Consider the following 21,733-nt stretch of genomic DNA (forward strand, 5'->3'; position numbering starts at 1 on the left):
TGCCTGTCATCACGACGCCGCGCGCAACGCTTCATCGGCGATGGCGAGCCGCGACGCCATCATCTTCACGACGAAGCGATGCCACTCCTGCGCGGTCAATGGATCGTCCCGCTCGATCTCGCGCAGCGCCGCGAGCGTGAGACGGCGCAGGCGCGCCGGTTCGTCGGCGACGACATCCGCGCTGCGTGGCGCATGCGTGTACACGGCCATCTCGCCGATGATCGTGCCCGGACCGAACGAGCGCAGCCGCACCGAACGGCCATCGGCGAGCGGCAGCGACACGGTCACGCGCCCTTCTTCGACGATGTAAAGCGCATCGCCCGCATCGCCTCGACGAAAGAGCGCCTCGCCCGCGCCGATATCGCATACGTCTAGGAACGCGGCCAGTCCCTGCAGTGCGCGCTCGCTGAAATGCGGCGCGAGCATCGCGCGGAAATCCCCGGCCGGCGCGCGCGGTTCGAGCGTGCGCGTCGTCGTGGCGAGCTGCTGCGCTTCGATCCATTCGAGGCCGGCGTCGAGCGTGTCGAACTCGTGGATGCCGAGCGAAAGCGCGCCCGTGCGCCCTAGCAGCGCGCGCGAGTTGCGCGGCAGAGCGGTCAGCACGAGATCCGCGCCGATCGCCGCGCACGCCTGACGCAGCTTCACGAATGCGAGCGACACGGACGCGTCCATGCCGTTGGTCCACGCGAAATCGAGCACGACATAGCGCACCGGACGCGGACCATGCGAGCGAATGCGCTCGCGGATGCGCTGCAACATCGAATTCGCCGAGCCGAAGAAAAGGAACCCTTGCAGGCAGACGCCGCAGATCTGATCGCCGCGATCGATCAGCAAGCGCGTTTCCTCGATGCTGCGCTCGACATTCGATGTGCGCGTGCGGCCGTCGAACTCCATGCGAACGCATCCCGCTCGACCATAGAGCAGCGCGAAGGTCACGCACGCCGCGACCACGCCCGCGACGACGCCCGCGATCACGCCATAGAACGCGATCACCGCGAGGATCAGCGGCACGAGCAGATACTCGTGCCACGTCAGCTTGCGATATGCGCCGACGAGCCAGTCCATCATCAGACGCAAGCCCATGTAGATCTGCATGCCGACGAGCACGGGCACCGGAAAGAGCGACACGAGATCGGGCGATGCGATCAGCAGGAAGAGGCACGCGAGCGCGGCGAACACGCCCGCCGCGCGGCTCGTCGCGCCGGCGCGCGCGTTGAGCATCGAGCGGTTATACGACTGATAGCCGACCATGCCGCCGAAAAGACCGCTCGCGATATTCGCGAGACCGGCCGCGCGCATCTCGCGATTGAGGTCGATGTCCTGGCCGGTGGCCGCGCCTATCGCCGTCGAATTCATGATGATCGTGATCGCCGACACCGACGTGACGATGAGCGTCTCGGGCAAGTGCGCGACGATCGCGTGCCAGTCGATCTCGCCGCGCGCGAGCGACGACGGCAGATGCAACTCGGGAATGTGCAGCGCATGCGCCGGCACATGCTGAAGCAGGAGGCCCATGTCGCGCGCATCGTCGGGCGAGATGCCGGCGACGCGCAACAGCACGTAGAAGAGCGCGATGCCGATAGCGAGCGTGATCGGCAATGCGGCCGCGTGACGCCAGGTGCGCGCGAGAATCGTCGCGAGTGCGCCGACGAAAAGCGCGGGCGCCCATGCAAGCCAGTGCAGTTGCGCGAGCTTAGGCAACGTGTGCCAGTCGAGCGTGACGCCGGTCAGCACGCGAAACGCGCCCGCGATCAGAAGATAGCCGGTGCCCGCGAGAAACCCGCCCATCACCGGATAGGGAAGGAATTGCAGCGAACGACTGCGTTTCGATGAACCGATCGCGAAGAGAATGAGGCCCGTCACGAGCGAGCACAGCGCGATGGCGACGAGCACCGTCAGCAGGATGACCGTGGGCGTGCCGCCGTTCGCGCGCACGCTGCTCGCGACGCCCGCCGCGACGCCGACGAGAAACGCCGTCGCGTTGCTGTCCGGCCCGCCTATGTTCATACGCATCGAGCTCGTCACCGCGATGACGAACGCGGTCACGATGCAGCTCACGAGCGCGGTGGGCACGCCGAGTTCGGCATAGCGCGCGAGATCGGCGCTGAAGATGAGCGTGCCGAGGCTCATCGCGTAGCACAGCATCATCAGCGTGGACACGGTGCCCGCGGTGATGTCGCCGACGAGCGCGGTCATGCGCGGCATCGCGCGGGCAAGGACAGTACGATGTGTCGTGGCTGGCTTCACCGCGCCTCCCGGATCGGGACAACGGCAGACGTATCCGCTTCAAGCAAGTGCGCCGGAAAGTATCCGCCGCGCGCGAAGACGCTGTCAATTTCCCGCGCCACACATACGCATTTCTTCTGACGCGAATGCGCTTCGCGGTGGCTTCATCGCGCCAACAGGAGTAACGTTGAATCGCGAGCGAACGCTACACCAAGGAGGCGGTCATGCCTGACGATCCCGCTCAATGGCACGTTTTCGACTACGAAGGTTTCGAGATCCACGTGCAGCCGCAACTGAAGCCCACGCCCGAACATGCGCCGCCGAGCACGATGGAGCGCTACGTGTATGTCGGATATGTGTGCAGGCCCGGCGCGAACGCGAACACGCCGGGCGAAGCGGTGCACTTCCATGCCGACGGCGACGACGCCTACACGCGCGCGCAGGACGCCGTGGACGATGCGCGGCATATCGGCAAGAGCATCGTCGATGGCACGCATCCGGATCTTTCGGTGCTGCCGCTCGTGTCGCATCAGCATCATCCGGGATGACGAACGACAGCATGGAAGAATCAAGCGACGAGGCACGCGTCGAAAGCCTGAGCGCGATCACGCTCGCGACGAACGACATGCCGCGCGCCGTGCGCTTCTATGAAGCGCTCGGTTTTCGCATCGTCCACGGCGGCGCAAACGAGGCCTTTACTTCGTTCGCGCTCGGCAGTTCGTTTCTCAATCTGACCAGCGAGACGCACGACCCGATTCGTTTCTGAGGCCGCGTCATCATCCATGTGTCCGATGTGGACGCGTTATATCGGAAAGCAGTGGCACACGGCCTCGAGCCGCAATTCGCGCCACGCGATGCGCCCTGGAACGAGCGCTATTTCCATCTCACCGATCCGGACGGCCACGAACTCAGATTCGCGCGCCCGCTCTGATTCGCACGACTCAGGCACGACGTTCGCTTTGAAACCAGTGACGGGTAACGTACGAATCGGCCATTTCATATGACCGATCGCGCACATACCCTCGCATCGCGTTGCATGACGATGAGTTCAACAGCGCTACGCATCTTTCATCAACGAGCACGGCGAAAGACGCGTTCAAGCTCGCTGTTGCTATTTCGCCAAAACGGGCACGGCTCAGGATTTGAAGCGTAGAGTTCAAGTGCTTTGTCAAGAATGTGATGCGTCGCGGCAGGGGTTTCACTGATAGGGCTTCAATCATCGGCGTGTTCGGCCGTTATCCCTAACATGAAAGCCGCGTGCTGGAGACTGAAATGAAATGCGCGAACGAGCAGTCCCTTCGTTATCAGGTAGAAAAATGGCTCGCGCCGGGCAGCATGCCGGTGCATGTGAGGCAGTTCAGCCGCACGCGTGCCGACAGGCGGCGCTATGTATGCGTCGAGGCGTTGCACGGCGCGGTGTCGCGAGCGCTGTTCTTCTTCCGCCACGATGACGGGCACTGGTGCGTGTATCCGCCCGCACCGAAGCAAAGCAACATGCGCGGCGAAAGACTCGCGGCCTGAGGCGGTTCAGAAACGCAGGTTGTTGAGGAACTGGAACCACATCGCGCCGAGCGGATTCGACGCGTCGGTAGCCGCCGGTTCCTTCTCTTCTTTCTTCGCCGCGACCGGTTCTTCTTCGCGCTCTTTCTCTTTCGATTCTTCCCTGGCCTGACGCGATTCGTGCAGCGCGATCGCGCTGTCCGCGATCTGACGCGCGGTCGACTCGTCGCATTGCGCGCCGAGCAGCACGCCGAACACGACGTCACGATTATGGCCTTTCGATGCAAAGCGCATCGCGAGCGATACGCGCTGCGCATAGAGCGCCTCGCGGGCTTCACGCTCCTTCGTTTCGCGCGCTTCGCGTTCGGCTTCTTCCTGCCGCACGCGCTCTTCCCAGCGGCGCATCTCTTCCGTGTAGATGCGGTCGTAGACCTCGCGTTGCGCGGGGTCGGAGAGAATCGCGTAGGCTTCCTTGATCTCGAGGAACTTCGCGCGGGCGACGTCTTCGTTGCCCACGTTGCGATCCGGGTGGCAACGCATCGCGGCCTTGCGATACGCGCGTTTGATTTCTTCTTCGGTGGCGTGCTCGTCCACGCCGAGCGTTTCGTACAACGTTGCCATTTTGCGTTCGGTGGATGCGGGTCGTCGAGCATCCTAACACGCGAAAAACAGGGTCTTTTCGCGCGATGCGGCATTGCAACACGAACGGCTAGCGACCCGTGATCGCGCGTGCGGCCACGGCGCCTAACGAATCGAAGATGGCGCGCGCGGGCTTCAGATAGCGCGCGATATGCAGCCGTATGTTCACCACGCCCGCCACGAAAATAAGAAGCGTGATGAGCAGATAGTCGCGCCGCTCCGGTACGAGGTGATAACGCGTATGCAGCAGCACGAACACGATCCACACGAACGCCGGCGCATGCAGCGTCCAATGACGCTGCGCGAAATGCCACGCGATGCGGCGCACATCGCGTCGTGAAGCGCGATCGAGGCCTGCGAGTTCGGGGCGTCGGCGGAAAGAGAAAGGCATGAGGTTCAACGCACGCTTTGCGTGCGCCATCATCGCGTCATAAAGCCTTGCGAGAATCGCGCGTCATTTCGCTCCAAGCATACCCGCCCGACCCTTTCCTTACGATGGCGCTTTCACTCGACGACATCCGTCATCTCTTCGATGAACACGGTTCAATCGCCTATAGCGGCGAGCCGGTCACGCAATTGCAGCACGCGTTGCAAAGCGCGACGCTCGCCGAGCAGGCGGGCGCGAGCCGCGAGCTGATCGTCGCGGCCTTGCTGCACGATCTCGGGCACCTGCTGAATCTGCAAGGCGAGACACCGAGCGAACGCGGCATCGACGATCTGCATCAGTACTTCGCGCTGCCGTTTCTGCGTCCGCTGTTTTCCGACGCCGTGCTCGAACCGATTCGCCTGCACGTCGATGCAAAACGCTGCCTTTGTGCGATCGATGCGTCGTATCACGCGCGGCTGTCGGCGGATTCGGTGCGCAGCCTCCAATTGCAAGGCGGCATATTCGACGATGAAACCGCGCAGGCCTTTCTCGCGAAGCCCTACGCGCGCGATGCCATCGCGCTGCGCCGATGGGACGATGAAGCGAAGGACGCGCGGCGCGTCACGCCCGCGCTGCCGCATTTCATGGAAATCGTGGCGAGCGTCGCGCTGAGTTAGGCGTCGCTGCATCGAAGCACGCACGTTCGCGTATCGCGCTAGACTGTGCGCCATGCGTCCATTCCCATTCGAAAGCGCCTTGCAACAAGCCTTCAGCGCGCATACGAGCGCCGCATCGTGAAAGGCGGCAACTTCCGCATCACCGCCGCCGTCGTCGCTTCGGCGCTCTTCATGCAAAACATGGACGGCACGATCGTCGCGACCGCCATCCCGGCGATGGCCCGCGATCTGAACGTCGACGCCGTTCATCTGTCCAGCGCGATCACCGCCTATCTCGTTGCGCTGACCGTCTTCATTCCCGCGAGCGGCTGGGTCGCCGACCGTTTCGGCGCGCGCCGCGTGTTCATGTGGGCGATCGCGACGTTCACGCTCGCGTCCGTTGCGTGCGCCGCGGCGATGAACCTGCCGCAACTGCTCGCCGCGCGCGTTGTGCAAGGCCTCGGCGGCGCGATGATGGTGCCTGTCGGCCGTCTGATCCTGTTTCGCGGCGTCAAACGCGAGGAACTGCTGCAAGCGACGACATGGCTCACGATGCCCGCGCTCGTCGGTCCGTTGCTCGGCCCGCCGCTCGGCGGCTTTCTCACCGACGCGCTCTCGTGGCGCAGCATCTTCTGGGTCAACGTGCCGGTCGGCGTCGCCGGTCTCTTTCTCACCTGGAAGTTGTTGCCGCCTTCGCCGCCCGAAGAACGCACGCCGCCCGATCTGCGCGGCATGCTGATGTCGGGCGCGTCGCTGAGTCTGTTCATGATCGGCATCGAGAGCGCGGGGCGCGGCGTGCTGCCGGCCGGCGTGCCGTGGATTTGCGTCGCCGTCGGCCTGCTGCTCTTTCGCGCGACCGTGCTGCATTGCCGGCGCGCGCCGAATCCGGCCATCGACTTTTCGTTGCTTTCGATCCCCACGTTCCACGCCGCGACGGTCGCGGGCAGCCTGTTTCGCGCCGGCGCGGGCGCGCTGCCCTTTCTCGTGCCGCTGACGCTACAGACGGGCTTCGGCTACAGCGCGACGGCGAGCGGCCTCGTCACGTTCGCGAGCGCGCTCGGCTCGTTCTGCATGCGCCCGATGACGGCGCTCGCGCTGCGGCGCTTCTCCGTGCGGACGGTTTTATGCGCGGGCAGCGTCGTGTTCGCGGCCGTGCTGCTCGTCTGCTCGACGATGTCGCAGGCCTGGCCCGCCGCCGCGATCTTCCTGCTCCTGCTGCTCGGCGGACTCGGCCGGTCGCTGAGTTTCGCGACGATGGGCGCGCTCGCCTTCGCCGATGTGCCCAAGCCGCGCCTCGCCGCCGCGACCTCGTTCCAGGGCACCGCGCAACAGTTGATGAAGGCGGTCGGCGTGACGGTCGCCGCCGGCACGATTCAGGCGACGATGCTCGTTTCCGGCAGCGCGCATACCGAGCGCTGGCAACTGGCGTGCGGTTTCATCGTGACGGCGCTGGTCGTCCTGGCCTCGCTCCCGATGTTCGCGCGTCTCTCGGACGATGCGGGCGAAGGCATATCGGCGCCGGCTTCCAAGCGTGCCGAACGCACGTAATTCCTTCCGATCCGCGAAACAAAACATCAGATTTAAGACAAGTACATGATCCACAAGGCTTTTTTATGTGGCTATAATGCGATTCCGCTTTGATCTGTCCATCCGATGCGTCGTGTACTTGTCATCTTTGCCGCCCTTGCCCTCTCGCTGAACGGCGCGCCTGCCGCCCACGCACAGGACAATCCGCTCGCCGCCAGCAATCCGGTCGCGCAGTCCGCCGTCGCGCAAGACCCGAAGGCCGAGCAGGCAAGTCACAAGATTTCGGAAATGCTCACGCGCAAATTCGGCGTGGCGCGCCAAAAGGCGGAAACCATCGCTACGGCGGTCATGTCGTCCGCGTCGAAATATTCGCTGCCTCCGGCGCTTTTGCTCGCCATCATCTCGATCGAATCGCGCTTCAAGGAAACCGCCCGAGGGCCGAACAATGCAACGGGCCTCATGCAAGTGGTGCCGTCGGCGCACAAGAAACTGGTGCGCAACGTCGATCTGACGGATCCGGAAGACAACATCGAGACGGGCTCTGCCATCCTGCACGGCTATGTGAAGTCCGCTCAGGGCGATGTCGATGCCGCGCTGAAAAGCTACGGCGGTTCGCGCGCCTACGCCGAGAAGGTCAGCGTGCGCGCAAAGGCGTTCGAACCGGCCGCATCCGTCGATGCGGCGTCGGCGAGCGCTCAATAAGCTTCAATCTCGCGCGCCGCCGCCGGGCGGATGCCGCAACACGTCCCGATGACGTCGCGGCGATCGCACCCGACTGCGCGCCGGCCTCGCTTCAATAGGCCTTTTTGGTGCCACTGCCGTCGGACTTCGTGCCGCCCGAATTCATGTTGCCGTTGTTCGGCGCACTGCGTTGCACCGTGCCCTGATCCTGGCTCATGCCGTTGGTCGCGTCGTTGCCCATGCCGCTCTTCGCGCCGGTGCCGGTCGTGCCATCCGCCGAGCCGCCCATTCCCGTTCCGCCCATACCGACGCCGCCGCCCTTGCCACCCGCAGCTGAACCTGCGCCGGCCGAACCGTTGCCGCCTGCGCCCATCGAACCGCCGCCGCCCGCTTGCGCATAGACGCCGCCCGACAAGCCGAGTACCAGCGCGGAAATCACCAACTTCTTCGTAGTCGCGTTCATTGCAAGTCTCCCGAGTTTGCGTATCGGTCGTCGCGTATGTCGTGCAACGACCGTGTCCGCATTAGCGCAAGGGACGTGCCGCGAGTCTCATCGCGTCAGACGATCAGAGGATCAGTAGCCGCACGGCACGTACGCATTGCGATAGTTGTCGTAGCAGCAGCCAGGCGGCTGCGTCGGCTGCGCATAAACAGGCTGTGCGTATGCGGGCTCCGCATATGCGGGTTGCTGATAGACGGGTTGCGCGTAAGCCGGTTGAGCATTGGCGACCGATGTGACCAGCGCACCGAGCACCGCTCCGCCGATCAGCGCGCCGACGATCGCACCGCCATCGCCGCCGTGGCCGCGGCCACCGCCGTGTCCGTGCGCCGAGGCTTGGCCCGCCATCGTCAGACTACCGATCATCAACAAGACAAGTGCTGTGCGTTTCATGAGCTTCTCCATTTCCCGTTTAGCCGGGTTCGTGGAAGTCATCTTAAGCAGACAGCTAAGAAATAACTGCATTACTTGGTAACCGCGCATTTCAATGATTACAAATAGGCTGATTCGTTCGGATTCCAAATCGTTAAAACCACAGTTACAAATGGAAGCGAATTCGCTACGACGTAACAGCTTTTTCCGCCGGTTCGGTAACGCAAATGCTCGCGCCCAAGCAATCCCGCCGCTTTTACCGCATGCCGTTTCATTTGCTCGCCACTGGTTACTGTTTGTCACCAGAAGAACGTCAACTGGATCGAAGCACGCGGCGTTTTCATCGTCAGCGCGGCGCACTGCGCGCCACGCGTCCTCGAATAAAAGATCAAGGGAGTTTCAAACCATGAAGAAGATCGTCGCTGCTCTCGCATCCGCCATGCTGGTCTCCACCGTATTCGCGCAAACCGCCGCCACCGACGCCGGCAAAGCGCAACTGAAGGCGAACAACGAAAAGGCCGAGGCGCAGGCGAGCGCCGACAAGAAGAAGGCCGAAGCACAGCGCGACGCCGCCAAGGCGCAGGCATCGGCGAACGAGGACAAGGCATCGGCGCAAGCCGACGCCAACAAGGAAGCCGCGAAGGTAGCGCAGGCGACCACGCCGGAACAGGCTTCCGACGCTCGCGGTGATGCCGCCAAGGCACAGGCGAAAGCCGACAAGAAAAAGCACGCTGCACAAAGCAAGGCCGACAAGAAAAAGCAGGACGCAGCGAAGGATGCCAACGTGGCACAAGCGAAGGCCGACAAGGAAAAAGTCGAAGCACAAAACGACGCGAACAAGTCGGCCGCCGATGCGAAGGTCGACGCGGCGAAGAAGTAAGGGAGGCGAGCGTCCCTCGCATTGCGCATCGGGCATTGCATATCAACAAACCGGTGCGTTCGATTCAGGCGAGCCTTCGGGCTCGCCTTTTTACTTGCCTATGTTCTCGGATCAGCGCGGCACGCGTTTCGATGGCGTCGTGTTCGGGCTCGACCTCATGCGCGATCCGCACGACGCCCCCATCGAAACGCACGGGGCGCGCTGATCAATCCACGCGCTCGATTTCATCCGCGACGGTTTCATGCTCGACGCTCGCATGATGCTCGCTCATCGGCATCGGCGATGCCTTTTTGCGCGAGCGCATCAGAAGACGCGCGCTATGCACGCCCGTCAGCACGACAGCGATCCAGATCGGCACATAAGTCCCGAGCTGGTGCGCTGAAAACGGCTCGCCGAGCAGCAGCACCGCCACGCCGACGAGCAGCACCGGTTCCACATAGCCAAGAATGCCGAATAGCGCGAGCGGCAGATGACGGCTCGCGCGCAGATACGACGCGAGCGCGATCGTGCTCAATGCGCCGAGTCCGGGAAGCAGCACGAGCCACAGATGCGGCGCGCCCGCGACCTCCGTGAACGCGCCGCGCGCGAACAGCATGAGCGCGGCGACGGGCGACATCAGCATGATCTCCACCGCGAACGACACGAGCGGGTCCGCGTTGAGCCGTCGACGCAACATGAAGTACGGCGGATAACCGAGCATCACGACGAGCGTCGGCCATGCGAACGCATGCGTGGCGATGAGCTCATGCGCAACGCCGACGGCCGCCGCCGCGACGCCTGCCCACTGGAATCCATCGAGCCGCTCGCCGTAGTGAAAGCGTCCGAGCAGCACCATCGCGAGGGGAAGCAGGAAATAGCCGAGCGATACTTCGAGCGCGCGCCCGTGCAGCGGCGCCCAGAGAAAGATCCACAACTGCAGGCCGAGCAGCGCGGCCGTGATCGCGAACATCAGCAGCAGTCGCGGCGTTTTGGCGAGCCTCGCGACGAGCGCGCATAATTGCGGCCAGCGCTTTCTCACCGCGACCAGCGCGAGCGCGCCCGGCAATGTCCACACGATACGCCACGCAAAGATGTCGAGGCCGTCGAGCGGCGCGAGCCATTTCGTGTAGCCCGACATGAGCGCGAAGAGCGCGGAAGCCGCGACGGACAGCGCGATGCCGCGCGCGAGGTCATGCTGATTCATCGGGAAGTCGCTGCGCGTTGAAGGTGAATGCAAGCCGGACACAACGTGAACTGCGCATTCTAAACGCCGCGAGCGCTTTGTTTTCGGAACGCGCTTCAAAGAAAACTGCCGCGCGCGCCCGCTTTTTGCTTCCTTCATGCTTCGCATTCGGCATGAACTCTGCCGCGTGAACATTGTCTCTTGCGGTTGTCTTTTGCCGGTCATGTTGATCGGCGACCCTTGTCGGTCCGGCGCGTTCAGCCGGCCTGTCCCTCAGTCCGAGCGGCACACCGCGCGATCATCCGCCGCTCACGTCGAAGCATCCGCTGCAACAACGCGCCGTGCCATCGTTTCCCGGTGGCACGCGAAGAAAACGCCGCATCGATGGAGACGTCATGACTCAAGCTGCCCTTTCCCCCCGCTTCAACAATGCCTTCGCAGAGGCTGTGCACACAGGACTCAGCAAGCGTCCGCAGAAAGAACTGCCGTCGATGTATCTGTATGACGAAGTGGGTTCGGCCCTCTTCGAAGTGATCACCGCGCTGCCCGAGTACGGCGTGACGCGCGCCGAAGAGCGCGTGCTGAAGGACCACGCGACGGACATCGTCGCGGCGATGCCCGGCGACATTCAGGTCGCGGAACTCGGCAGCGGCAGCGGCCGCAAGACGCGCCGCATCCTGGAAGCGCTGTGTAAGAAGCAGCCGACCGCCTATCATCCGATTGAAATTTCGCGCACCGCATTGCAGTTGTGCCGGCGCGAACTGAGCGATATCGAGCGCGTGTCGATTGTCGGACATGAACGCGACTACCTCGCCGGACTCTCCGAAGTCAGCGCCAAGCGCAAGGACGGCGAAAGACTGCTCGTGCTGTTTCTCGGCAGCACCATCGGCAATTTCGCGCGGCTTGCGGCGACGAAGTTCCTGTGCTCGATTCGCGGCATGCTGCAACCTGGCGACGCGCTTCTGCTCGGCACCGATCTCATCAAGCCGCTGCCGGTGTTGATCGCCGCGTACGACGATCCGATCGGCGTGACGGCCGCGTTCAACCTGAACATGCTCGCGCGCATCAATCGCGAACTGGGCGGCGACTTTCCGATCGACGCCTTCGAGCACGTCGCGCGCTTCAATCCGGATGCGCGCAGCGTCGAGATGCATTTGCGTGCGAAGCGCGCGCTTTCCGTTCGCGTGCGCGGCGCGGATCTGCGCGTGGACTTCCGCGAAGGCGAAACGATCTGGACGGAAAGCAGCCACAAATATGCGGCCGATGAAGTCGCGCCCATCGCCGCCGATGCGGGCTTCGAATGCACGCATCAGTGGCGCGACGAGGAATGGCAGTTCGCGGAGAGCCTGCTGGTCGCGCGTTAGTGCTGCTCGAAGCGCTCGTAGCGTTTCTCGATGTGGCGCTCCTCGCTGTGAAACTCGGTGACGCGGGCATGCGGCGGCCCGCGTCGCAGCCATTCGAGCATCAGATCGACCTGATTGGCCGCGCCCTGCACGACCGCTTCGACGGAGCCGTCATCAAGATTGGCGACCCAGCCGCGCACGCCCAGCGCATGCGCCTTGCGCACCGTGTGATGCCTGAAACCGACGCCCTGCACGACGCCGCGCACACGCACGTAATAGGTTTCGATTCTCGTATCCAGATCCGGGCCCGGCATCGCGCTCACTCCTTTCCAGTGTTCATAGGCGCATTGTAGACACGCGCTTCAACTCAGGCGAAAGGGCTGCGCCATGTCGGCGTGTTCGCCCGAGCGCGGATGCGGCACGCGCGGCAGCCTCACTTCGAACACCGTGCCCGTTTCGGACGTCGAGCGCACGGATACGTCGCCGCCATGCATCTGCGCGATTTCACGCGTGATGTAAAGCCCGAGCCCGAGGCCGCTCGACTCGTTCTGACGCCGGCCCGATCGATACGGCGCGAAGATCGTCGGCAGAACGTCCGCGGGAATCTCGCCGGCGTTTTGCACCGCGATGGTGATGTCCTCGGCGTTGCCGTCGAGGCGCACTTGAATCGCCGAGCCTTCGTGACCGTGCTGGAGCGCGTTGCCGATGAGATTCGAGAACACCTGCGACAGCAGATCGCCGTCGCCCTGCAAGAGCGTGTCGCCCTGACGCAGCACGAAGATGCGCCCCTTGCCGACGCGCGCCTCGTATTCATCGACGATATTCTTCGCGAGCGTCATCAACTCGACGGCGCGCGGCTGCAGCGTCACGCGCCCGCCACGCAGACGCGCAAGGTTCAGCAACTGATCCACCATCCGCACCATGCGCATGCCGCTCGACTTGATGCGCGTGCCGATGTTCGCCACGTTCTCGTCCTGCACGAAACGCGCGAGATATTCCGCCGACGCGATGACCGCGGAAAGCGGCGTGCGCAGATCGTGACCGAGCACGGCCATCAGCATTTCGTTCGCATCGAGCAGTTGCTGCACGGTCGCGAGCTGCGTCGCGAGTTGCTGCTTCTGACGCTCCATCTGAATGAAGACATCGACCTTCGAATTGAGGATGCGCGAATCGAAGGGCTTGTAGAGAAAATCCACCGCGCCCGCTTCATAGCCGCGAAACGTGCGGCTCGCGTCCTGCGCCGTCGCGGTGAGAAAGATGATCGGCACGTGCGCGGTGCGCGGGCTGCCGCGCATCAGTTCGGCGAGCTCGAAGCCGTCCATGCCCGGCATGTTGACGTCGAGGATCGCGAGCGCGACTTCGTGCTTGAGCAGCAGCTCCAGCGCGGCGGGGCCCGACTCGGCTTTCAGCACCGACAGATCCGGCCGCGCGAGCGACGCTTCGAGCGCGGTGATGTTGTTGCGAATGTCATCGACGATCAGCACGTGGATGGGTTGCGTCATCTGGTGACTCCTTGCCTTCTTTTCATGGCTGCCGGCCGATGCATTGCGACAGCCGCAACGCCATTTCATCGAGCGTCAGTACTTCATTCACCGCGTCCTCAGCGATCGCCGCGAGCGGCATGGCCGGGGCCGAGGCCGTCTCCGGGTTCTGCGCCCAGCACGCGCCGCCCGCCTCGCGGATCGCGCGCGCGCCGCGGGCGCCGTCGTCGTTCGCGCCGGAGAGCACGATGCCGAGCAGACGTTCGCCATACGCATGCGCCGCCGATTCGAACAGCACGTCCACCGATGGCCGCGAGAAGCGCACCGGCGGATCGACCGACAGCGCGATCGCCGGCGCCGCGCCGCCTTCCGCCTCGACGAGCATGTGATATCCCGGCGGCGCTAAATACACGGTGCCGGGCGCGATCTCGTCCTTGTCGAACGGCTCTTCGACGGCCAGTTCGCAGCGCGACGCGAACAATCCCGGCAAGAGGCTCGGCTGTCCTTGCCGCACATGCACGACGATCAGCACGGGCAGCACGAACGTCTTCGGCAGCGCGGGCAACAGATGATTGAGCGCCTCGACGCCGCCCGCCGATGCGCCGATCACGACTGCTCCGATGCGATGCGCGTCGAACATCGTCACACCTTCTGGTAAAGCCGCTCGCGCGCATTGAAATCCGCGAAGCGGTCTGCATAGGTGGAAAAGCGCAGGCTTTCCTTGCTGCCGAGCCCGAGAAATCCGCGCCGCACGAGCGAATCGCTGAACAGACCGAGCGCGCGATCCTGCAACGCGCGATCGAAATAGATCAGCACATTGCGGCACGACACGAGATGCGCTTCGAGAAACACGCTGTCGGTCGCGAGACTGTGATCCGCGAACACGACGCGCGACTTGAGCGTCTGCGAGAACTTCGCCGCGCCGTACGCGGCGTGATAGTAGTCCGACAGCGAACGCTTGCCGCCCGCCGCCAGATAGTTCTGACTGAAGCTCGCCATGCGTTCCAGCGGATAGATGCCGCTCTCGGCCTGACGCAGCGCTTCGGCGTTGATGTCGGTCGCGTAGAACACGGTGCGATCCGCGATCTTCTCTTCGGCGAAGAGCACGGCGAGCGACCACAATTCCTCGCCGGTGCTGCATCCCGCGACCCAGACCTTGATCGACGGATACGTCTGCAGAATCGGCACGACCTGCTCGCGAATCGCGCGAAAGTAGTGCGGATCGCGGAACATCTCGCTCACCTGCACCGTGAGGTACTGGAACAGCCGCGCGAACAGCGCCGGATCGCGCAGAATGCGCTCCTGCAAATGCGAGAGCGTCGGCAGGCCGAGATCGTTCACGGCTTGCGCGAGGCGTCTTCTCAGCGAACTCATCGAGTAATGCCGGAAGTCGTGCTGATAGCGCAGGTAGATCGCTTCCAGAATCAGCTTCAGTTCGATGTCGAACGTCGCTTCTTCGTCGTGACTGCCGTCGTTCGCCATGTTCATCGCTGCCGCAACCAAACCCGACATAAAGACACGAGCTTATCCACGTCGATGGGTTTCGATATGTAATCGTCCGCACCTGCCTCGAGACATTTCTCGCGATCGCTCGGCATCGCCTTCGCCGTCAGCGCGATGATCGGCAGACGCGCGTGCTCCGTGCGCTTGCGGATTTCGGTCATCGCGGTCAGGCCGTCCATTTCGGGCATCATGATGTCCATCAGCACGAGGTCGATATCGCTGCGGCGCGCGAGCGCTTCGAGCGCTTCGCGCCCGTTGCGCGCGATTTCGAGCGTGGCGCCGAGCGGCTCGATCACGCGCGACAGCGCGAAGATGTTGCGCACGTCGTCTTCGGCGAGCAGGATCGTGCGGCCTTCGAACACGTCGTCGCGCTGACGCGCCGCGCGCAGCATGCGCTGCTGCTCCGGCGGCAGCGCGCTTTCCACGCTATGCAGGAACAGCGTCACTTCGTCGAGCAGACGCTCCGGCGATTTCGCTCCCTTGATGATGATCGATTTCGAATAGCGGCGCAGGCGCTGCTCTTCTTCCTGCGACAGCAGGCGTCCCGTATAGACGATGACCGGCGGCGACGCGTGCCCGCCGCTCGTCGACACGCGTTCGAGCAGTTCGTAACCGGAGCCGTCGGGCAGCGCGAGATCCATCACGACGCAATCGAACGGCACGCGCTGCATCTCCTCGATGGCCTCCGCGATCGATCCTGCCTCGACGATGCCCACCGTGTCGCTCGCGAGCAGCGCGTGAATGCTCTGACGCAACGCCGGATCGTCCTCGACGACGAGCACGCGGCGCATGCCCTGCGACGAGCGCGCTTCGAGCTTGCGGATCGCGTGCGCCAGTTCTTCGCGCGCGCTCGGCTTCAGCGTGTAGCCGATCGCGCCGAGATGCAGCGCGACATCGGCGTGATCGGTCGCGGAGACGATGTGAATCGGAATGTGACGCGTGAGCGGATCGTGCTTGAGCCATTCGAGCACGGTGAGGCCCGACTGATCCGGCAGGCCGATATCGAGCAGAATGCCGTTCGGCTGCAGCGAACGCGCGAGCTCGACGCCTTGCGTGGCGGTCGCCGCGTGCACGCAGTCGAAATCGAGTTCGTGCGCGAGATCGTAGAGGATGCGCGCGAACGGCTGATCGTCCTCGATGACGAGAATCACGCGATCCGGACGCTTGCGGTCGGCGCGGTCGTCGGCGATGCCGAGCGGCTCCGGACTGACCATGGGCGCCGGCATCGGCTGTACCGGCGCAGGCGCAGGTGCAGGCGCAGGTGCGGGCGCGGGCGCGGCCATGGGCTGCGCTTCCCGCATGTGACCGATGGTATCGAGCTTCGCGGTGACGGTGCCTTCGTGCGCCGCGATCGGCAGCGTCACCGAAAACACGCTGCCCTGCCCAAGTTCGCTCGACACGGACACCGATCCGCCGAGCAGTCGCGAAAACTCGCGCGAAATCGACAATCCGAGGCCGCTGCCGCCGTATTTGCGGCTCGTGGTGCCGTCGGCTTGCTGGAACGCCTGGAAGATCATCTCTTGCTTGTCGCGCGCGATGCCGATGCCCGTGTCGCGCACATCGAAACGCAGCGCGTTGTCGCCGGCGCGCTCGACCGCGACCGTCACGCGGCCGCGCTCGGTGAACTTGAATGCGTTCGACAGCAGATTGCGCAGCACCTGCAAGAGCCGCTGGCTGTCGGTGACGAAGTATTGCGGCACGTTCTCGCCGTGCGCGGTGACGAATTCGACGCCCTTGTTCGCCGCGATGGGCGCGAACGATTGCTGCAACGTCTGCAGGATCGCATCGACGGATGTGTGCGCGAACTGCACGTCCATCTGTCCGGCCTCGACCTTGGACAAATCGAGAATGTCGTTGATGAGTGAAAGCAGATCGCTGTTCGACGAATGGATCGTCGCGGCGAAGCGCACCTGTTCCTCGGTCAGGTTGCCTTGCTTGTTGTCCTGCAAGAGTTTCGCGAGGATCAGCGAACTGTTGAGCGGCGTGCGCAGTTCGTGCGACATGTTCGCGAGAAACTCCGACTTGTACTGGCTCGCGCGCTCCATTTCCAGCGCGTTCGCGGTCAGTTCCTGCTGCGCCTGCATCAGCTCGGACTTTTGCCGCTCCAGATGTTGCGTGTGCTCTTCGAGCTGCACGTTGGTCTGTTCGAGCTCGGCCTGCTGCTGTTCGAGACGCGCCTGCGAATCCTGCAGCGCGCGGCCGCGCTCCTCCAGTTCCTCGTTCGACACGCGCAACTCTTCCTGCTGGACCTGCAATTCCTCGCTCTGGCGCTGCGTTTCTTCGAGCAGTTCGACGAGACGCGCGCGATACCGCGACGAACGCAGCGCCATGCCGATCGGTTCCGAGGCCATGTCGAGCAGCGCGCGGGTATCGTCGAAACGGCCTTCGTTGCCGACGAAGCCGAGTTCGATCGCGCCCACGACGTCGCCATCGGCGAGAAGCGGCGCGATCACGACGCGCGACGCCGCCGCCGATCCCAGCGCCGAACCGGCCTTCAGATAGTGCGCGGACGCGTCGCGCAATTCGAGCACGCGCGCCTCTTCGACTGCCTGTCCGACGAGTCCCTGGCCGCGCGGTATCCTCGCTGGCGCGCTGGCATCGTCCGGCAGCGCCCACGACGCGACCCGCACGAGCGCATCGCCTTCGAGCGCGTAGACGACGCCGACTTTTGCATTCACGTACGGAATGATCGAACGCAGGATGCTCACGCCGATCGAAGCCGGAGACTGCTCGCCGCGCAATTTCTGCGCGAGTTGCACGATGCCCTGTTGCAGCCAGGTCGTGCGTTGTACGGCGAGCCGCGATTTGATATACAGATGCGCCACCGCTGCGAGCGCGAGCATGACGACGATGCCCATTGCGCGGTTGATCTGCAGCACGTCGCGGCTCGTGTTCGGATCGGTGGCGGCGAGTGCGTATCCTGCGAGCGTCAGCACGGTCGAGACGCCCGCCGTGACGATCGGCACGGCGGGGCGGTCGGCCCAGACGCAGAGCACGACGGGCAGCACGTAGAACACCCAGATCGCGATGCGGATCGGCGTGAGCACGTCGATGCAGAACACCACGGCGAGCGTGATTGCGATTGCGAGGTAAATCCAGGCGCTTAGGTTTCGAGTGTCTTGAGGCATCGCTTACCGGTTGTGTCCATGTTTTGCGCGGTCCTCGCGGCCGCGGCAGGCGAGGACCATAGCATGAGCCGCAAGCCCTTGTCACATCGGGCTTTGCAGCCTTTTTTCGGCGCGGCAATCGTTACAATCGAGGCCGCACGGACGTTTTCAACGAGGTAAGAATGACTGATTTTTCCGGCTCTCGCGTGCTCGTCACGGGTGCTTCGGGGTTCGTCGGTTCCGCGGTCGCGCGGCTCGCCATCGAACGCGGTTTCGACGTGCGCGTGCTCGTGCGCAAGACCAGCCCGCGCAAGAACGTCGAATCGCTGGACGCGGAGATCGTCGTCGGCGACATGCGCGACGAAGCGTCCATGCGCGCCGCGCTCAAGGGCTGCCGCTTCCTGTTTCACGTCGCCGCCGATTACCGCATCTGGGCGCCGGATCCGGCCGAAATCGAACGCGCGAATCTCGAAGGCACCGAAGCGACGATGCGCGCGGCGCTGTCCGAAGGTGTCGAGCGCATCGTTTATACCAGCAGCGTCGCGACGCTCAAGGTGACGAGCTCGGGCGCGATCGTCGACGAGACGAAGCCGTCGGATGCGCAGAGCACCATCGGCGCATACAAGCGCAGCAAGGTGCTCGCGGAGCGCGCGGTCGAGCGCATGGTCGCGCAGAACGCGCTGCCGGCGGTGATCGTGAATCCGTCGACGCCGATCGGCCCGCGCGACGTGCGCCCGACACCGACCGGGCGCATCATCGTCGAAGCGGCGACGGGCAAGATCCCCGCGTTCGTCGATACGGGCCTCAATCTCGTGCACGTCGACGATGTCGCGAACGGGCACTTTCTCGCGCTCGAACGCGGCAAGATCGGCGAGCGATATATCCTGGGCGGCGAGAATCTGCCCTTGCAGCAGATGTTGGCGGACATCGCCCGATTCGTCGGGCGCAAGCCGCCGACCATCAAGCTGCCGCGCGGGCCGCTTTATCCGCTCGCGATCGGCGCGGAGCTGTTCGCGAAAGTGAGCGGAAAGGAGCCTTTCGTGACCGTCGACGCGCTGCGCATGTCGAAGAACAAGATGTACTTCACGTCGGCGAAGGCGGAGCGCGAGCTGGGCTACGCCGCGCGGCCGTACGCGCAAGGTCTGAAGGACGCGCTGGACTGGTTCCGGGAGAACGGGTATCTCGCTCGATGAAGCGCCAAATCATTTCGTGAAACGTTCCGGCCATCGCGACGCGGCCGGAAGACAGCAACTCTTGTATAAGACTCGAAAAAAATTAAGTCGTTGAATTCGCAAGAAAAACGCCCGTTTTGGCCAATTTCTCAAGCCGAAATTCACACGCGCGCCCTGCAAAATCAGGCAGAATAGCGGTTTGTTGCCGGAGGGGTGACGAGGCCGGCGGTTTTTTCCAACCTGTTTTCGGATGTCGAGACAAGCGATGAGTAATCAGCAACCCACCATCATCTACACCCTGACCGACGAAGCTCCGCTGCTCGCGACCAGCGCCTTTCTGCCGATCATCCGTGCCTTCACCGCGCCGGCGGGCGTCAACGTCGAGACGAGCGACATCTCCGTCGCGGCCCGCATCCTCGGCGAATTCCCCGAATTCCTGACCGACGAGCAAAAGGTCCCCGACAACCTCGCGAAGCTCGGCGAACTCACGCAGGACGCCGACACCAACATCATCAAGCTGCCGAACATCAGCGCGTCGCTGCATCAGCTGACGAGCGCGATCAAGGAACTGCAAAGCAAGGGCTACAAGCTGCCCGACTATCCCGAAGAGCCGAAAAACGACGAAGAAAAGGCCATCCGCGCGCGCTATGGCAAGTGCCTCGGCTCGGCCGTGAACCCGGTGCTGCGCGAAGGCAACTCGGACCGCCGCGCGCCGCTCGCCGTGAAGAACTACGCGAAGAAGCATCCGCACAGCATGGGCGAGTGGAGCATGGCGTCGCGCACGCACGTCGCGCACATGAAACACGGCGACTTCTATCACGGCGAAAAGTCCATCACGAACGATAAAGCCCGCGAAGTGCGCATGGAACTCGTGACGAAGCGCGGCGAAACCATCGTGCTGAAGCCGAAGGTCAAGCTGCAGGAAGGCGAGATCGTCGACAGCATGTTCATGAGCAAGAAGGCGCTCGTCGAGTTCTACGAAGACCAGATGCAGGATGCGTTCGACACGGGCGTCATGCTGTCGCTGCACGTCAAGGCGACCATGATGAAGGTCTCGCACCCGATCGTCTTCGGCCACGCCGTGAAGGTGTTCTACAAGGACGCGTTCGCCAAGCACGGCAAGCTCTTCGAAGAGCTCGGCATCAACGTGAACAACGGTCTCGTCGATCTGTACACGAAGATCGAAGCACTGCCGGAATCGCAACGCGATGAAGTCATCCGTGACATGCACGCGTGCCACGAGAAGCGCCCGGCGCTCGCCATGGTCGATTCGGCCAAGGGCATCTCGAACCTGCACGCGCCGAACGACGTGATCGTCGACGCATCCATGCCCGCGATGATCCGCGCGGGCGGCAAGATGTGGGGCGCCGACGGCCGTCCGCAAGACACGAAGTGCCTGATTCCGGAAAGCACGTTCGCGCGCATCTATCAGGAAATCATCAACTTCTGCAAGACCAACGGCGCGTTCGATCCGAAGACGATGGGCACGGTGCCGAACGTCGGCCTGATGGCGCAAAAGGCGGAAGAGTACGGCTCGCACGACAAGACGTTCGAGATCGCGGAAGACGGCACGGCGCGCATCGTCGACAACGCGACGGGCGAAGTCCTCGAAGGGCTGACGCAGGAAGTCGAGAAGGGCGACATCTGGCGCATGTGCCTCGTGAAGGACGCGCCGATCCGCGACTGGGTGAAGCTCGCCGTCACGCGCGTGAAGAACTCGGGCACGCCGGCCGTGTTCTGGCTCGACCCGTATCGTCCGCACGAAGCCGAACTCATCAAGAAGGTCGAGACGTACCTGAAGGATTACGACACGACCGGCCTCGACATCCAGATCATGTCGCAAGTGCGCGCGATGCGTTACACGCTCGAACGCGTGATCCGCGGCATGGACACGATCTCGGTCACGGGCAACATCCTGCGCGATTACCTCACCGACCTGTTTCCGATCATGGAACTCGGCACGAGCGCGAAGATGCTTTCCATCGTTCCGCTGATGGCGGGCGGCGGCCTGTACGAAACGGGCGCGGGCGGCTCGGCGCCGAAGCATGTTCAGCAGCTCGTGCAGGAAAACCATCTGCGCTGGGACTCGCTCGGCGAATTCCTCGCGCTGGCGGTGTCGCTGGAAGAGCTCGGCATCAAGAACGACAACGCGCGTGCGAAGCTCGTCGCGAAGGCGCTCGATTCGGCCACCGGCAAGCTGCTCGACAACAACAAGAGCCCGTCGCCGAAGACCGGCCAGCTCGACAATCGCGGCAGCCAGTTCTATCTCGCGATGTACTGGGCGCAGGAACTCGCGTCGCAGTCGGAAGACAAGGCGCTCGCCGAGCAGTTCGCGCCGCTCGCAAAGACGCTGGCCGAGAACGAGCAGAAGATCGTCGATGAACTCGCCGCCGTGCAGGGCAATGCGGTGGATATCGGCGGCTACTACAAGCCGGACGAGAAGAAGCTCGAAGCCGTGATGCGTCCGAGCAAGACGTTCAATGCCGCGCTCGAACAGGTGCGCGCGAAGTAAGTTGGGCTGAAGCGCGTTCATTCGCGCTTCGGTGATGAAACCGGCATCGCCTTCGGGCATGCCGGTTTTTTTTGCGCGCGCCGCATCCAACGATCTTTACAGACGC

Annotated in this window: 20 protein-coding genes and 1 pseudogene; 10 read left to right on the forward strand and 11 right to left on the reverse strand. The window is 63.7% G+C overall.

From position 1 onward, the window contains the following. Nucleotides 1–9 precede the first annotated feature (9 nt). Nucleotides 10–2,205, reverse strand: a complete 2,196-nt coding sequence (locus NCS03_RS19905) for a SulP family inorganic anion transporter (protein WP_250529676.1) — start codon at nucleotides 2,203–2,205, stop codon at nucleotides 10–12. Nucleotides 2,206–2,450: 245 nt separating this feature from the next. Here NCS03_RS19905 and NCS03_RS19910 point away from each other — a divergent pair, with 245 nt between their 5' ends. From NCS03_RS19910 to NCS03_RS19920, 3 genes and pseudogenes are all read left to right on the forward strand, one after another. Beyond that, on the forward strand, nucleotides 2,451–2,774 hold the full coding sequence (locus NCS03_RS19910; protein ID WP_175982322.1) for a hypothetical protein: 324 nt from the start codon (nucleotides 2,451–2,453) through the stop codon (nucleotides 2,772–2,774). Next, nucleotides 2,771–3,157, forward strand: a pseudogene (locus NCS03_RS19915) (VOC family protein). The gene NCS03_RS19910 and the pseudogene NCS03_RS19915 overlap by 4 nt, the downstream one beginning before the upstream one ends. A 341-nt stretch (nucleotides 3,158–3,498) precedes the next feature. After that, the gene (locus NCS03_RS19920; RefSeq protein ID WP_008354307.1) at nucleotides 3,499–3,747 is read left to right on the forward strand and encodes a hypothetical protein; all 249 of its coding nucleotides are present in this window, start codon (nucleotides 3,499–3,501) and stop codon (nucleotides 3,745–3,747) included. 6 nt (nucleotides 3,748–3,753) lie between these two features. On the opposite strand, the gene NCS03_RS19925 is transcribed toward NCS03_RS19920, so the two are convergent. Together NCS03_RS19925 and NCS03_RS19930 are read right to left on the reverse strand one after the other, a co-directional pair. Continuing rightward, a complete protein-coding gene (locus NCS03_RS19925) occupies nucleotides 3,754–4,347 on the reverse strand; it encodes a J domain-containing protein (RefSeq protein ID WP_250503168.1) in 594 nt (197 codons plus the stop codon). Nucleotides 4,348–4,435: 88 nt separating this feature from the next. After that, entirely contained in the window at nucleotides 4,436–4,756 is a 321-nt protein-coding gene (locus NCS03_RS19930; protein ID WP_250529643.1) for a hypothetical protein, read from the reverse strand. Nucleotides 4,757–4,860: 104 nt separating this feature from the next. On the opposite strand from NCS03_RS19930, the gene NCS03_RS19935 reads away from it, so the two are divergent. From NCS03_RS19935 to NCS03_RS19945, 3 genes are all read left to right on the forward strand, one after another. Further along, on the forward strand, nucleotides 4,861–5,409 hold the full coding sequence (locus NCS03_RS19935; protein WP_250529644.1) for a phosphonate degradation HD-domain oxygenase: 549 nt from the start codon (nucleotides 4,861–4,863) through the stop codon (nucleotides 5,407–5,409). A 117-nt stretch (nucleotides 5,410–5,526) separates the two neighbouring features. Continuing rightward, nucleotides 5,527–6,936: a DHA2 family efflux MFS transporter permease subunit gene (locus NCS03_RS19940; RefSeq protein WP_033535971.1), complete on the forward strand. Its 1,410-nt coding sequence runs from the start codon at nucleotides 5,527–5,529 to the stop codon at nucleotides 6,934–6,936. A 105-nt stretch (nucleotides 6,937–7,041) separates the two neighbouring features. Continuing rightward, complete coding sequence (locus tag NCS03_RS19945; RefSeq protein WP_008354302.1) at nucleotides 7,042–7,617, forward strand: transglycosylase SLT domain-containing protein; 576 nt, start codon at nucleotides 7,042–7,044, stop codon at nucleotides 7,615–7,617. Between the two features lie 91 nt (nucleotides 7,618–7,708). On the opposite strand, the gene NCS03_RS19950 is transcribed toward NCS03_RS19945, so the two are convergent. Both NCS03_RS19950 and NCS03_RS19955 read right to left on the reverse strand, forming a co-directional pair. Then, complete coding sequence (locus tag NCS03_RS19950) at nucleotides 7,709–8,059, reverse strand: hypothetical protein (protein WP_008354301.1); 351 nt, start codon at nucleotides 8,057–8,059, stop codon at nucleotides 7,709–7,711. Nucleotides 8,060–8,170: 111 nt separating this feature from the next. Then, nucleotides 8,171–8,488 carry a hypothetical protein gene (locus tag NCS03_RS19955; RefSeq protein WP_250529645.1) on the reverse strand — a complete coding sequence of 106 codons (318 nt, stop codon included), beginning with the start codon at nucleotides 8,486–8,488 and terminating at the stop codon, nucleotides 8,171–8,173. A gap of 151 nt (nucleotides 8,489–8,639) precedes the next feature. On the opposite strand from NCS03_RS19955, the gene NCS03_RS19960 reads away from it, so the two are divergent. Then, nucleotides 8,640–9,347: a hypothetical protein gene (locus tag NCS03_RS19960; protein ID WP_250529646.1), complete on the forward strand. Its 708-nt coding sequence runs from the start codon at nucleotides 8,640–8,642 to the stop codon at nucleotides 9,345–9,347. A 205-nt stretch (nucleotides 9,348–9,552) separates the two neighbouring features. Here NCS03_RS19960 and rarD read toward each other — a convergent pair whose 3' ends face one another. Continuing rightward, on the reverse strand, nucleotides 9,553–10,530 hold the full coding sequence (gene rarD, locus NCS03_RS19965; protein ID WP_250503171.1) for an EamA family transporter RarD: 978 nt from the start codon (nucleotides 10,528–10,530) through the stop codon (nucleotides 9,553–9,555). Between the two features lie 374 nt (nucleotides 10,531–10,904). Here rarD and egtD point away from each other — a divergent pair, with 374 nt between their 5' ends. Then, entirely contained in the window at nucleotides 10,905–11,873 is a 969-nt protein-coding gene (gene egtD / locus NCS03_RS19970; protein ID WP_033535963.1) for an L-histidine N(alpha)-methyltransferase, read from the forward strand. On the opposite strand, the gene NCS03_RS19975 is transcribed toward egtD, so the two are convergent. From NCS03_RS19975 to NCS03_RS19995, 5 genes are read right to left on the reverse strand one after another with little or no spacing between them, the layout of a single operon-like run. After that, entirely contained in the window at nucleotides 11,870–12,166 is a 297-nt protein-coding gene (locus tag NCS03_RS19975) for an acylphosphatase (RefSeq protein WP_008354295.1), read from the reverse strand. The two genes, egtD and NCS03_RS19975, sit on opposite strands and share 4 nt — an antisense overlap. 48 nt (nucleotides 12,167–12,214) lie before the next feature. Further along, nucleotides 12,215–13,354: a hybrid sensor histidine kinase/response regulator gene (locus NCS03_RS19980; protein WP_175982330.1), complete on the reverse strand. Its 1,140-nt coding sequence runs from the start codon at nucleotides 13,352–13,354 to the stop codon at nucleotides 12,215–12,217. Nucleotides 13,355–13,376: 22 nt separating this feature from the next. Continuing rightward, complete coding sequence (locus NCS03_RS19985; protein WP_250529647.1) at nucleotides 13,377–13,973, reverse strand: chemotaxis protein CheB; 597 nt, start codon at nucleotides 13,971–13,973, stop codon at nucleotides 13,377–13,379. A 2-nt stretch (nucleotides 13,974–13,975) separates the two neighbouring features. Beyond that, nucleotides 13,976–14,821 (reverse strand): CheR family methyltransferase, encoded by an 846-nt coding sequence (locus NCS03_RS19990; protein ID WP_008354292.1) that lies wholly within the window; start codon nucleotides 14,819–14,821, stop codon nucleotides 13,976–13,978. Further along, nucleotides 14,818–17,964 carry a response regulator gene (locus NCS03_RS19995; protein WP_081851862.1) on the reverse strand — a complete coding sequence of 1,049 codons (3,147 nt, stop codon included), beginning with the start codon at nucleotides 17,962–17,964 and terminating at the stop codon, nucleotides 14,818–14,820. Before NCS03_RS19995 ends, NCS03_RS19990 begins: the two co-directional genes overlap by 4 nt. 161 nt (nucleotides 17,965–18,125) lie before the next feature. Here NCS03_RS19995 and hpnA point away from each other — a divergent pair, with 161 nt between their 5' ends. Then, on the forward strand, nucleotides 18,126–19,136 hold the full coding sequence (hpnA, locus tag NCS03_RS20000; protein ID WP_250529648.1) for a hopanoid-associated sugar epimerase: 1,011 nt from the start codon (nucleotides 18,126–18,128) through the stop codon (nucleotides 19,134–19,136). A gap of 244 nt (nucleotides 19,137–19,380) precedes the next feature. Continuing rightward, on the forward strand, nucleotides 19,381–21,627 hold the full coding sequence (locus NCS03_RS20005) for an NADP-dependent isocitrate dehydrogenase (RefSeq protein WP_008354288.1): 2,247 nt from the start codon (nucleotides 19,381–19,383) through the stop codon (nucleotides 21,625–21,627). Nucleotides 21,628–21,733: the final 106 nt, after the last annotated feature.

Origin of the sequence: Caballeronia sp. ATUFL_F1_KS4A, from assembly GCF_023630905.1 — a bacterium.
GTDB lineage: Bacteria > Pseudomonadota > Gammaproteobacteria > Burkholderiales > Burkholderiaceae > Caballeronia > Caballeronia zhejiangensis.